This is a genomic window from Fortiea contorta PCC 7126 (assembly GCF_000332295.1).
GTDB lineage: Bacteria > Cyanobacteriota > Cyanobacteriia > Cyanobacteriales > Nostocaceae > Fortiea > Fortiea contorta.
This window is the reverse complement of record NZ_KB235930.1, coordinates 4,726,114-4,739,039: the sequence shown is the minus strand read 5'-3', so window position 1 is coordinate 4,739,039 and position 12,926 is coordinate 4,726,114. Positions and strand designations below refer to the sequence as shown.

The window sequence follows — 12,926 nt, the reverse complement described above, 5'->3', positions numbered from 1 at the left end:
GATTTAGCTCAAAACAGTTTTCAGCATGATTTCTACAATCATCTAACAGCGAGTATTAACGGCACAAGGTCTCAGCTTTTCTGGCATTACCCTAAATTAAAAACGCAACAGTTTACAAGCAATCGTTCTCAAACTAGAAAAACTTTTGATTCAGCGACTAGCTGTTACTGTTGCTACCATCAATCCCCATATCAAGCCAAAACGAACCTTAGTTGCGTGACAAATGTTAAAACCTGCGGATGTAAGTAGCTCATGAAATTCAGCTTGGGAATAACACTGCTTGTATGCTGGATCAAAAACTTTCAGAATAATATCGCATATTTGACACAATAAATAATCTCTGCACCAATCCAAAATCACTAATTTACCATCAGGCTTCAGAACCCTTTTCATTTCTGCTAATGCAGCGTCAGGGTCATCAAAATAGTGAAACGAACTAGCAGATACGACCACATCGAAACTGTTACTTGCAAAGGGTAATGCTAAGACTGATGCGTTGTAAAACGAGACATTAGGATAGTCACAAAATTTTTGTTTAGCCACAAGTAGCATCTTGTCTGAAATGTCTACTCCGACCATCTGCTGCGTCGGTTGTTCAGTTAGAATCAGCCGCTCAAACTCCCCTGTCCCACAAGCAATATCCAGCACAACATCTGATGGAGATATCTGTGCCCAGCTTTTGAGAAATGACAAAGTATTAGCAACGTAATTGCTCCAGCGTTGGTCATATATTGCTGCCAACCGATCATACTGTTTGCGAACTTTGGTTTCGGTCATACGGAAACTCTAGATTCTTTCATAAGCAAAAATACATACTTAAGTACAACGACTTCATAGTAGCGTGTGCGAGCATCAAGGTATCAGCATTGCTCTAATGTTTTTGATTACTTACTGAATGATGGGACATATCGTATCCTTTCGTTTACCTGTAAAATTATCCCAACCTGAGAGTAAACCTGTTAGTTCATCTCTTAAAGCTAATAGCTCTTCAATCTGGCACTCAATTTCATTTACCTTATCTTCCAGCTTTTGTTTAACTTCACCACAAGGCAGCTTTCCCTCATCATATATATTAAGAATGTCTCTGATCTCTTCAAGACTAAGACCAAGATTTTGCGCCCGTTTAATAAATGCTAAACGGGTAAGCACATCTAACGAAAATTGTCGGAAGCCACCCTCTGTTCTCCCAGAAGAATTGAGTAAACCTAGACTTTCATAATAGCGAATTGTCCTGATAGGAACTCCGCTTAAAGCTGTTACCTGACCAATTAAAAGCAGCTTTTTATCGTGGGTTAACATACTACACTCCCAAATTTGATTTGATTGTTGTTTATCCTGAATTTTTTATACGTATTTTGATAAAAACCAACATTATGAGCTATTTCGATAACCCAGCATATGCCGTCGAGCAAAAGATAGCACCAAAGGCGGCAAAATTACCCATTGTAGTAAGGGTAACCAGCTAATCCCGACACCTGGTACAGCTAAGGCTGAAACACCGTAAAGTTTGGCGATATGTACTCGATAAATTTCTGAACTGAATGTGTAAAGCCATCCTAAGCCAGTAAAGAGTATAGTTAGCTTCCATGTTGGTCTGAGAATCCAGTGGCGTCTGCACCACCAGCTGATGAGCCAGTAACAGATAACTGTAATAATTCCATCTCCTACTGTGCAATGAGTAATGTAGTTGACTTTATCTGCTAAAGAAGGCATTTTATAAAAGTCAAAATAAGGTGACTGCCAGACTTCATAAATAAAATGAAGCAGGAAAGAAAACAAAAACAAATTCGTTTCTGGTGCAGCCAGAATCCATACTACCCAATTAGCTAGTAACCTTCTCATCTCACCGCTATTTTATTATGCTACCCATCATGATCTGGACAATTTGTGTGTTCTAACTCGTGACAAAGTTGGTGTTACGACAATCAATCCTACCAAGAGGATCAACAAAACCATCCATAAAACAGATTTACGGTTCATAAGTTAATGTGCCTTTCAGTTGCATAATTAGGGCGGGTGAGATGCCCACCCTACAATAGATTTAGTTAGTTTTTTGCAAATTGAAGGTCTTTGGGCTTATTTACCTTCTGTTTGAACTATTTCAACTCAGGGGCTGACCTACACCAGCAGCTTGGAGTTGCTCTCGACTAGGTTTGCCAGTCACAACCAGTCTCCCATTGATGGCGATCGCAGGCACTGCATTCACTCCATACTGCTGGGCTTTCTCCTGCTCTTGTCGCAGGTTATAGACTGATACTTCACAATTAGGGCAAGTCAATTCTTGCACCAATTGAACTGTTTCATCGCAAAGAGGACAATCAGCAGTAAAAATCTCAACTTGACGTTTTGTCATGATGTCCACCAAAATTCTTTTTACTCATTCATTCTGAAGCCTCTAGCTAACTATAGAGTCAACCCTTTTTTATTTTCTGAATTTATTCTTTGACTTGCACTTAATGATAATTAAAGTGACAGTGCTATCCAAAGATATTGCAATGAAATATTAAGAGAAATTCTCGCTTATATCTACTTGACTCTACAGCCGACTCAAAGGTTTAGCATAATTCTACAGTTACTTCCGTAACAAAAGTTACTAGTTTTTGAGGTGTTATTTCTATGAAAATGTTTATTATCCGCACTGCATCTTTCCTAGCACTTCCCGTAGGTATAGCCTTGCTTAATATATCTTTAGGTTCCACCGCCTATGGACAGCAAAATGCATCTAACAAACAAGTCTGTGAATCAATTCCTCCAGCCAGACCAACTGGCGGAGCTACTTTGCAAAGAATGCAAGCCCTGCAAGAGTGTTATAAAAATATTCCGCAAAACCCAATACAATCCAGGGTCAGAGAAGACAGCGCACAATCCAATACAGGAGGCTGTCAAATACCCCCAGCTAGACCAACTGGGGGGGCGACTATGCTAAGACTCCAAGCTATGCAACGATGCCGTACAGGAGTCAAGTAACCATCAGCAGTTAGTTTTAGACATCAATCATTTACAAACTGTAAATGATTGTGATTGATGATATGGCCGCGACAGTTATGTGGCAAAAACCTGATTTGCACTTAATAATGCTTAAGGTAACAGTGCTATCCAGAGATATTGCAAAGAAATATTAAGTAAAATTCTTGCCCATATCTACTTGACTCTACAGCCGACTTGAGGGTTTAACATTGCTCTAATTTACTTATTTAAGTATTCTCAAATTGATCGTTACCGCCTGTGAGGAAATAAATAGCATGAAATCTTTCAAGTGGCTCTTAATCGTTCTAGGAAGCACGGGAGTAATTTCTTTAGGGGCCTGTAGTAATGGACAACAGGTAGATAATTCAGGTAATAATCCGGCTGTCTCTTCCTCAAAAACCACGACAGGCGGGCAGGTGATTGAACCTAATACCCAAACGGGAGAAGCTCGCATGACTCTAAATACGGAAGCGACACCCCTCAAAACTGGAAAAAGTACTTTAATGCTGAATGTTACAGATGCCAAGAGTGGTAAGCCTTTAGCTGTCAAAAATGTAGCGGTTGAAATGGTTATGTCTGAGCAAGAAATGAAGGCAATGGGGATGCAAGGAGTAGGAACTGCAAAAACACAAGTCAAGTCAGCATCTTCACCCGGTATGTTTGAAATTCAAAGCAGTCTACCTTATGGTGGTAACTGGCAACTAAAGGTAAACCTTAAAGATATCCAGCCGACTGCCAACGCTGTCTTTAATGTAGCCGTTAAGTAGTTGAGCTAAAGTTTCTAAAAATCCATATTTGTAGAAACTATTAGGTATAAATTTTTGACTCTTCCATCGCCCTACGAAAATTCCGTCTCGATAGGTTCAAGGCACATTTATAAGTAAAATCTGGTTTCAAGCCTACTATCGTAGTTAACACACATAACAATTCGTCAGCAGTCCAAAATTTCGTTAGAAAAATTTACACAAATTCTGACTCTGGGGGTTGACTCTACAGTTGACTATAGACTCTAAGGTTGGAGCAATACATAGTGGTAGAAATAAAAAACTATGGTTGCTGTAGTGGAACAAGCTTGTTGTGAAGCATTATCCCCAAAAAAACTACTGAAAATTGGTGAGCTAGCAAAGCAAACCGATGTGGCAGTGGGAACAATTCGGTATTACGAAAGCTTAGGATTGCTAACACCAGTTGAAAGAAGTGAAAATGGCTACCGTTATTACGATGACGAAGCAATCAAGCGACTGCAATTCATCAAAAAAGCTCAATCTTTACAGTTTTCCCTCAGTGAAATTCAACAAATAGTTGGTGTTCGCTCTGACGGTAGCCCTGCTTGTCCACTGGTTAGAGGCTTACTGAAAAAGAAAATAGCTGATCTTGAGGAGCAGATTTATCGCATGAAGGCGCTGAAGGAGGAGCTAGAAGCATATCAAGAAAGCTGGTCAAGCCGACCCTTGGACGACCCATGCAGCAAAGAGCTTTGTAGCATGATTGAGGAAGTTGCTTGTCGGGATATACCTGTTCATAACCTGCGAGGAGAGTAAATGTCTGGAATTACTGACGAGGATAAAAACTCTCGCATCAAAGCAGAAAACGAACAAACTCCTCTTTCTGACCTTTCCCCCGTTGAGGTAGAAACACCCGATCAAGTCAGTAATCATGACAATGCTAACTTGGTTGAAATTAAGCCGAACAAAAAGTCCATTTTATCCGTCAAAACGGTCATTACACTTGTATTTCTTGCAGCGCTAATCGGTGGTATCTCAATAATAACCAAGCAGTTCAAACCCTCTTCTTCTATGGCTGGGATGGAAGATATGAAAGGGATGTCGATGGAAGACATGATGCGGGTAGACGGCTCTTCTAATCCCACCCCGGTCAAGGTCGAGTCCATCCAGCCTGGTTTAATGGAGGCAAGTGTGCGTTATACGGGGACAGTGCGTCCTTACCTGGAAGTGACTGTATATCCACGAGTGGGTGGGCAGTTGACTGAATACTCTGCCTACCCAGGAAGTAAAGTAAGAGCAGGACAAGTACTGGCCCGGTTAACTGCGACGGAACTTTCTGATGAGGTAGAGGAAGCAACAACGGAAATGCAGGCTGCCAAAGCTGACGAACAAGCTAGCAGAAAAGAACTAGATGAGCAACGTCAAGAAATACAGCGAATGGCAGCCGAGTCTACTTATTTAGAGACAAGAGTACAGCGAACTGAGCAGGTTTTATTAAATTCCGGGGCGATCGCCCGTAATGACTTTGACAGACAAAAAAGCGAGGCAACATCAGCCAAGGCGGGTCTGGGTGCTGCAAAAGTTAAATTAGAACGGATGCAAGCCCAGATAGTTAAAGCCCAAGCTCAGGTAGCACAGGCTAAAGTAAAAATTCAGCGTCTCAAAGTCATTGAGAGTTACAAAGTTATTACATCCCCGATTACAGGTATTGTACAGGAGCGCATGGCAGATCCTGGTGTAGTAGTACAACCTGGTATCGGGATTCTCAAAATTGGAGAATATAGCAAAGTTCGCCTCCAAGCAAATGTTGCCCAGCAAAACCTAGCAGGTGTAGAAATTGGTTCGCCAATTGTGGCGCGGATAATTGGCAACTCCACTAAAACCATCAAAGGTAGGGTTACAAGCATTTTTCCCAAAGCTGGGGAGGACACCCGTACAGTTACAGTTGAGGCAGTGGTAGACAATCTTGGTGGGCAGATTTTGGCAGGACAGGCTGTGGAAATGCAAATTATTACAGCCCATAAGCCAAACGCTCTGTCGGTTTTCCAAGCAGCACTGACTGAATCTGAAGGTAAGCAAGCTGTATGGGTTTTAGCAGGTAAATCAGCTAAACGCAAATTTATCACTACAGGTTTAACAAACGGCGATCGCACAGAGGTAACTAGCGGTTTGCAACCCGGCGATTTGGTCATCACTTCGGGACAGGAAAGACTGACTGAAAATACCTTGGTGGCGGCTGTTGATGATTCTGGTCAACCAGTTGCTTCCTTAAGTAATGCTGTAGAGGATAACACCCAAATAAAGTTAGTCAGCCCGCAAGGCAAAGCAGTATCTGGTGATAATCAACTGGTTCTAGAAGTCCAAGATTCTAAAACCAAGAAGCCTGTAAAAGTTGAGGGTTTAGAAGTTAGCGTCGCCATGCCAATGAAGAATTCCTCTCCCATGTCTACTGATGTGGAAGTAAAACCTGATACTCAATCTGGTCGTTTTAAAGTCAATACCTATTTGGGTATGAGTGGAAAGTGGGAAGTAACTGCCAAAGTCAAAGACTCCTCACGAATTGGCAGCAGTTCTTTTACGTTAGATAATCGCTAGGTTCAGGAGCTTTCCAGATGAAAATCGGTTCAATTCCTCGCTGGTCGATCCAGAACCCAGTGATTTTGTTAGCCTTATATGTCGGTATTCTTGCCTTAGCAGTCCTGGCGCTATTTCAGCTACCAGTGCGGATGATGCCCTACCTACAGAGTCCTCTAGTTGCTATTGTGACAATGGCTCCTAGTTCACCTCCCCAAGAAGTGGAGACTTACATTAGTAAGCCAATTGAGCAGCGGATGACAGTACTAGACGGTGTGCGCTTTGTCCGCTCTAGTTCCCAGCAGGATATGTCACTGGTGACAGTGCAGTTTGCTTGGGGTCAAGATATGCAGCGATCGCTTGGGGCCGTACAAAGTGTGATGAAATCGGCGGAAGGCGATATACCTATTAATGGCTTTGACACACGCTCTTATTGGGTTCTGCCCATTGATCCTCTTAACCGTCCAGTTCTGACCTTAGCTTTGCGGGGGGAAAGCTGGGATTCGGTACGTCTACGGGATTTTGCGGACAATATCTTAGTTGATCGGCTGAAACAAGTACCTGATGTTCAGGCTGTATCTATTTTTGGCGGATACCGACGGCAACTGCAAATAATCGTAGACCGAGAAAAGTTAGCAGCCTACGGTCTTTCAATTGTGCAGGTGCGGGATGCAATCGACCGTAACAATGTTTCCAAGGGTGCTGGAGTATTAACCAAAGGCGATCGTGAAATCGTAGTGCGTAGTGATGAACGCGCTCTAGGTAGCCAGACCGTCTTAGATTATCCGATTTTTAATCAAGGCGATCGCATTGTTTATGTCCGAGATGTAGCTACCGTCAAAGATACCTATGAAGAACGGCGTAGTGGCTATCGCTACAACGGCTCACCAGCATTAGGAATCAATATTATCCAAAAGCCGGATGCTAGTTCTCCCCAAGTCATTGAGCGCATCCGCACTGAACTCAAGCGTATCCAAACTCAGTATCCAGGGGTTGAATTTAAAGAAGCCTACGACAACTCCCATTTGGTGGAGATTATCAAAGAAGGCACGATTGCAGAGCTACTTATCAGTGTAGCTTTGGCAGGGCTGGTGATTCTGGTTTTTCTAGAAGATTTTCGGGCAACGGCAATGGTACTCATCTCCATTCCCACCTCATTGGCAATGTCGATTCTGCCGTTTGTGCCGATGGGAATGTCCTTGAATTCTTCGACCCTGATTGGCGTGCTGTTAGCGATTGGGCGGCTAGTAGATGACTCGATTGTAGTGATTGAATCAGTCGAGCGCCAGCTGAAACAGGGTAGAAAGCCTTTCCACGCAGCGATTGAAGGAACACAGGAAGTATTTTTGGCGATCGCCGCAGCTACTGCGGTGATGGTTGCGGCATTAGCTCCGATGACTTTTGCTGGCGGACTAACAGGAATAATGTTTGTCGGTATTGTCTGGCCAATTATTTATGCCCTGTTAGCTTCCCTAATTGTGTCACTAACTTTGACACCCCTGATGGCAGCCTACTTTTTAAAACCTCACTCCGAGCATGATTTACACAAGCAAACCTTGCTCCCAAGGCTACTTACTCCATTTCGTAAGGGTTTTGGGTGGTTGGAAAGAAGCTATGCATCTCTGCTGGATTTGGCATTAAAAAATCGAGGAATGGTTTTAGCTGTGGCGATCGCTTTCATCTACTTGGGCTACAGTTTGTACCCTTTTGTAGGTCAAGAGATGATGCCTTTGGCGGACTCTGGTCAATTTATGGTGACTGTGGAAGCTCTTGCAGGGATATCTTTTGCCAAGACTGATGCGATCGCCCAAAACTTTGAGCAGATTCTCCAAAAGCAGCCGGAAGTTGAGAAAGTCTCTTCAGAAGTAGGGTTTGAACTAACCAATAACAGCACTTATTTCAGTGGTTATAGCATGGGTGGGGTAAACAGCGCCTCAATGATTGTGACTCTCAAAGACCGAGGCGAAAGAACCCGCGATATCTGGCAAGTGATTGATGCTGTAGAAGCTCTTGCTCGTCGTACCATTCCTGGTATCCGACGTATTGCTATGCAACCAATGGGAGTAGATGTCATGGCTACTTCCGCCGCGCCTGTGCAGCTCGCAGTCTATGGGGAGGATTTAGATATTTTACACCGCCTCGCCGACCAAGTTTTAAGCATTGCCGAGAAAACTCCTGGATTAAAAATGGCTCACACTAGTTCGACAATGACTCAGCCTGAATATCAACTAAAAGTTGATCGCCGTCGCGCGATGGAACTGGGACTTAGTGTTGCAGAAGTGACTGAACAAGCTCGTTACGCCTTGCAGGGGGGATATACTCAACAGTACTATAATTTACCTAATCGTAGACTGAACTCCATCTTAGTGCGCTACGGACAGAAAGACCGAGGGAACGCTGAAGACTTAGCTGCAACTTACCTCACAACAAAAGATGGAAAACAAGTGCCTCTCAATACAGTTGTTACTCTTGAGAGTCGTAAGGGGCCTAGCCTAATTGAACATGTCAATGGTCGTCGGGTAGTCTACGTCAATGGATTTTATCGTAAGCACGCTCCAGCCTCGATGGATCTATCAATGACAGTGGCAATGCAAGCTGGTGCTGAACTTAATTTTCCCCCTGGATATGGTCTGGACTCAATGGGTGATATGACCGACATGATGATTGAGTTCGCTCGGTTGCTTAGAGGGCTTGTGCTTTCCCTAGTACTTATTTATCTCATCTTAGTAGTTCAGTTTGGCTCATTCATCCAGCCGCTTAACATGATGCTGTCAATTCCCTTAGAACTAGCGGGAGTATTTGGAGCTTTATTGCTAGCTGGGCAGACATTTTCGACAGTTTCTATTTTAGGGATTATCATTCTGTCAGGAATTGATGTGGCTGGAGCAATCTTGCTGATTGATTTAATTTTGACAAAACGTCGGCAGAAAATTCCTAGAGATGTCGCTATTCGGGAAGCAGCCCCTATCAGACTCAAGCCGATTTTGATGACAGTAATTATCACTTTAGTAGTGATTATTCGACTGGCGTTTTTCCCTGATACTGGAATGGATGCATACTCACCAATCGCTACAGTGATTCTGGGAGGATTAAGCATCTCCACTCTACTCACTCTGATTGTCATTCCGGTTATGCATTCGGTAGTAGATGATGGAACTCAGTTATTTTCCCGTATTTTCAAGAAGCAGTACATAAGGAAACATTAAGTAAATTTTTTAATTTATTACTTGACTCTCTACCTAACTGAAGGGTTTAGAATGACTTTAGTCTTAAGAAAAACTACTAGCTTAACAAAGTAATGGAGAGTAAAAATGAACATTAATACAGGCGTTAAGATACTATTAAGCGGAGCCGTAGCTAGTTTTGCATTACTTACGTTAACCGTTAACATAAAATTCTCGTTATAGACAGCGAATACATAGGACATTACAAACTGTAATCATAATCGTTTTTGGTTCCCAGCTTCTCTGGAAAGGTTAGTTAATACTAATATCAAAGGCTATTAAAAAAAGGATTGAAAACCTATTTATGAAGTACATATTAAGTAGGGTGTGTTACGATTATGCAAGGGTTTAAAAGTAGGAGAGAGCGAGGATTAGCCACAAGATACCCTAATTGTAGGTGCGTTAAGCGTTAAATTCTTTTATTTCTCGCTTATTTTGTACAGACTCAGCATTAACGTAAATCAACAAGGTCGAGCTAAGGGTTAATACTCAGATTTTTACACTGCTTGATACGACGGCAGTACTACACCTTTGCCACCGTCAATTGCAAGAGCTTTTAACCACGTTTGGTTGTCTTTCTAATAAGCAAACCCGAAATAACCTAGTGCATTCGGATCTTTACCTACTTGGCGTACTAATACCAGATCATCTTCACTGGAATTGTAGTCTGTGCGACTAGCTCTAGTTTTACCAACGATAGCTTCTCTAAAGAAATCAAATGTACCAGATTTCTCACCTGCACCATATAAGTTAATTTGTTTATCAGGCCAAGATGTGCGACAGTTGTCTGATTGCAGCGATCGCCTGATTCATATTTTGATTCAGCGACGCCACAAAGGAAATCCATTGTCAACTTGCCCTTTGAAATTGGCAAAGGTATTGATATTATCTCAAGTAGGCTTTAGTGGCGCTATGGTCGCTACATACCCATGAACTTTAGGTAAACGTATGATTTCTACTTTGATTCAGGAAGCCCCATATGCTGATTTAAGTTTTGAGCTTTCTGGAGAAAAGTTACCCCTGGATCACGGCTACGGTCTATACTCAGCAATCTCAACTCAAGTACCAAAAATCCACGGACAATCCTGGCTCAGTATTCATAGCATTAACGGCATTCCAGATAAGCAAGGCAGCATCAAGCTTACAAAAAATTCTCGAGTCAAGCTGCGATTGCCTGTAGACAGGATTCCTCAAGTTTTTCCACTAGCTGGAAGCAGCTTTAATATTAAAGGAAACTATATCCGACTATATACACCACAGGTACTAATGTTACAGCCTTCTCCAAAGCTTACTGCACGAATAGTTGTGATTAGTAAATACTTAGAACCAGAGTTTTTTCTCAAAGCAGCAATAGCTCAACTTGTTCATTTAGGAATCAAAGGTGATGTAAGCATTGCTTCAAATCCATCTGGAGGTTTGGCACGGCGAGTCATTCAAATTAAAGGGCATATTAATGTTGGTTTTGGGGTGGAAATTTCCGGTCTCAACCCAAAAGACTCTCTAAAGTTACAACAACATGGATTAGGTGGAAAACACCGTATGGGCTGTGGCATTTTTGTACCTATAAATTAATAAAATGGGACTGGAATTATTATACCGATTAGATGATCTAGGCTATACGATTTACCACCGTGCTGCTTTAGGAGGGCTAGCAGCAACAATTCGGGCTTGGGGAAATGCAGCACCAATGGATATTAAAACTGAAGTAGAACGCCTACAAGTTCGCTTATATTGGGATAATCTTACAGATCATTCAGCTTTAAAACAAATCCTGGAAGCTTCCTTTAGGTTAACTTCTGAAAAAATCATAGATTTACCAGGGCAGTTCATTCCGTCTGACGAAATAGAATTAAAAATTGCAATTCATAACGGATTATGTGCTACCTTTTTACAGCATCCCAAGATGCGCCCTGGCGAGAAAACTCCGCGAAGCTTTGACGTAAAAGTAGCAGAGTCAGCATCACCTCAAAAATTGACCTATAAAGCTATTGATAGTTATGCACATCAAAAAGCTCAAGGGACGGGGTTGCTAGAAAAACTCAAAAATTCTTCACAAGAGCCAACAGAGCAATTCCCAGAAACAGCATTCATTTCTCAGTTTATGATTCCAGGAGCGCTTAAAGGTTCCAGACTACTAGAAGATGAACCTAGCAAGGTAATTTTACTGCATTTTCTAATGGTGGCTTGTCCGATATTTTTCTTACGCTCTCAGATAGAGCGAGAACAGACTTATGTTTGTGTACTGAAGGGGAGACGAAATAAGCTACAATATAGATTCAATAAGCTTCATGGCTCTTAAACCTTGTTGATAATGCTTCCACTTATTACGATTAATTCTCATTAATTGTGTGACTAAATCAATACAGCTATCCTTGAAATGTACCCATGTTTGACCATATAAGCCGATATAAAAACTACTGTGTCTCCGTTGAGAACGACTCCTTTCTTTAATCCGAGCTATATATTTTTGGATTCCTTTGCGTTTAATAAGTTGACCATTAATTGTTGCAGAGGTGTAAGCGATCGCTATCAACAAAACTAGAGAAATAAAACGTTCACCTTGAACATTAGTGTTTTCTAAGTTATAGCCACCTGTTTTGAAATCTCTAAACATTTCTTCAATATCAAATCGCTTTTTGTAAGCAGCAATTGCTGACTCTAGGGTGTCAAAATTTGTTAAAATAAACCATGCTTCTTTGGGTGCTACTCCGTTAATTTTACGTTGCCACTTACCAGCCACATTAAAACTGATAAAACCCTGAGTCTTTGTTACCTTAACTCCCTTGATAAAAAAGATACTCCAGGAGTTAATCCTAAACTGCTTAACTCCATAAACATATCTTGTTTAATTTCTACAAATTCATTCTTTTTCAATCGCAAACAAAAATATACATCCTTGCTCTGAAGGTACTTTGCTAGTTTTACCGAGCAAAATTCTCTATCCCCCAACACACAGATTTTATAATCTTTCAATATTGCTATAACTGGCGATAATATTTTCTGCTGTTCCGTGAGATTACTACTACCTAATTTGGGCAGCAAACTAAAATATATTGGTATGGCTCTTTTATCCCAAATCACGCTGACCATTAATAAGTTTATCCGACTCCAATTAGTCCTATCAATTGCTATATAAATAATTTTTTCATTCTGGAAGTAGTTTGCTATTAGTTCTTGAATAATTGGCAACCAAACTTTTTCAATTGTGAGATTTGGTAATGATAAAAATCTTTGTATTCTTTTTCTTCTGCTTTCAAATTTAATTCCCAAAGGTAGCGCATTCGCTAATTTTTCTAAAGTTACTTCTTTGATTGACTGCAACAGATGTATCAAAATTTTTAGCAACAGATATTCTGCTAAACTCAATTGACTTTTTAAGTGCTTTTGGTACAATATAGCTAACATTATCATTAAGTAGGTCTTATTGACAAAACTA

General features: G+C 41.3%; 12 protein-coding genes and 1 pseudogene. 8 read left to right on the top strand and 5 right to left on the bottom strand.

The window, feature by feature from the left end:
• Nucleotides 1-150: 150 nt before the first annotated feature.
• From MIC7126_RS0122065 to MIC7126_RS0122050, 4 genes are all read right to left on the bottom strand, one after another.
• Nucleotides 151-777, bottom strand: coding sequence for a class I SAM-dependent methyltransferase (locus MIC7126_RS0122065; RefSeq protein WP_017655332.1), 627 nt, complete (start codon nucleotides 775-777; stop codon nucleotides 151-153).
• A gap of 111 nt (nucleotides 778-888) precedes the next feature.
• A complete protein-coding gene (locus MIC7126_RS0122060; protein ID WP_017655331.1) occupies nucleotides 889-1,299 on the bottom strand; it encodes a heavy metal-responsive transcriptional regulator in 411 nt (136 codons plus the stop codon).
• A gap of 72 nt (nucleotides 1,300-1,371) precedes the next feature.
• Nucleotides 1,372-1,842: a hypothetical protein gene (locus tag MIC7126_RS0122055; RefSeq protein ID WP_017655330.1), complete on the bottom strand. Its 471-nt coding sequence runs from the start codon at nucleotides 1,840-1,842 to the stop codon at nucleotides 1,372-1,374.
• Between the two features lie 259 nt (nucleotides 1,843-2,101).
• A complete protein-coding gene (locus MIC7126_RS0122050; protein ID WP_017655329.1) occupies nucleotides 2,102-2,353 on the bottom strand; it encodes a thioredoxin family protein in 252 nt (83 codons plus the stop codon).
• Nucleotides 2,354-2,616: 263 nt separating this feature from the next.
• Between MIC7126_RS0122050 and MIC7126_RS0122045 the strand changes: the two genes are divergently transcribed.
• The 8 genes from MIC7126_RS0122045 to cas8a1 all read left to right on the top strand — a co-directional run bounded on the left by MIC7126_RS0122045 (nucleotide 2,617) and on the right by cas8a1 (nucleotide 11,789).
• Nucleotides 2,617-2,967 (top strand): hypothetical protein, encoded by a 351-nt coding sequence (locus tag MIC7126_RS0122045; RefSeq protein WP_017655328.1) that lies wholly within the window; start codon nucleotides 2,617-2,619, stop codon nucleotides 2,965-2,967.
• 275 nt (nucleotides 2,968-3,242) lie between these two features.
• Nucleotides 3,243-3,734 carry a FixH family protein gene (locus MIC7126_RS0122035; RefSeq protein WP_017655326.1) on the top strand — a complete coding sequence of 164 codons (492 nt, stop codon included), beginning with the start codon at nucleotides 3,243-3,245 and terminating at the stop codon, nucleotides 3,732-3,734.
• A gap of 282 nt (nucleotides 3,735-4,016) precedes the next feature.
• Nucleotides 4,017-4,508, top strand: a complete 492-nt coding sequence (locus MIC7126_RS0122030) for a heavy metal-responsive transcriptional regulator (RefSeq protein ID WP_017655325.1) — start codon at nucleotides 4,017-4,019, stop codon at nucleotides 4,506-4,508.
• Nucleotides 4,509-6,287: an efflux RND transporter periplasmic adaptor subunit gene (locus MIC7126_RS0122025; protein ID WP_017655324.1), complete on the top strand. Its 1,779-nt coding sequence runs from the start codon at nucleotides 4,509-4,511 to the stop codon at nucleotides 6,285-6,287.
• Between the two features lie 17 nt (nucleotides 6,288-6,304).
• Nucleotides 6,305-9,472 (top strand): efflux RND transporter permease subunit, encoded by a 3,168-nt coding sequence (locus tag MIC7126_RS0122020; protein ID WP_017655323.1) that lies wholly within the window; start codon nucleotides 6,305-6,307, stop codon nucleotides 9,470-9,472.
• A gap of 687 nt (nucleotides 9,473-10,159) precedes the next feature.
• Nucleotides 10,160-10,423 carry a hypothetical protein gene (locus tag MIC7126_RS30710; protein WP_154655950.1) on the top strand — a complete coding sequence of 88 codons (264 nt, stop codon included), beginning with the start codon at nucleotides 10,160-10,162 and terminating at the stop codon, nucleotides 10,421-10,423.
• 15 nt (nucleotides 10,424-10,438) lie between these two features.
• On the top strand, nucleotides 10,439-11,062 hold the full coding sequence (gene cas6 / locus MIC7126_RS0122010; protein WP_017655321.1) for a type I-MYXAN CRISPR-associated protein Cas6/Cmx6: 624 nt from the start codon (nucleotides 10,439-10,441) through the stop codon (nucleotides 11,060-11,062).
• A gap of 4 nt (nucleotides 11,063-11,066) precedes the next feature.
• The gene (cas8a1, locus tag MIC7126_RS28060; RefSeq protein ID WP_017655320.1) at nucleotides 11,067-11,789 is read left to right on the top strand and encodes a type I-MYXAN CRISPR-associated Cas8a1/Cmx1; all 723 of its coding nucleotides are present in this window, start codon (nucleotides 11,067-11,069) and stop codon (nucleotides 11,787-11,789) included.
• Here the strand turns inward: cas8a1 and MIC7126_RS28055 are convergent.
• Nucleotides 11,754-12,895: pseudogene (locus MIC7126_RS28055) on the bottom strand (IS4 family transposase). The gene cas8a1 and the pseudogene MIC7126_RS28055 overlap by 36 nt on opposite strands.
• Nucleotides 12,896-12,926: the final 31 nt, after the last annotated feature.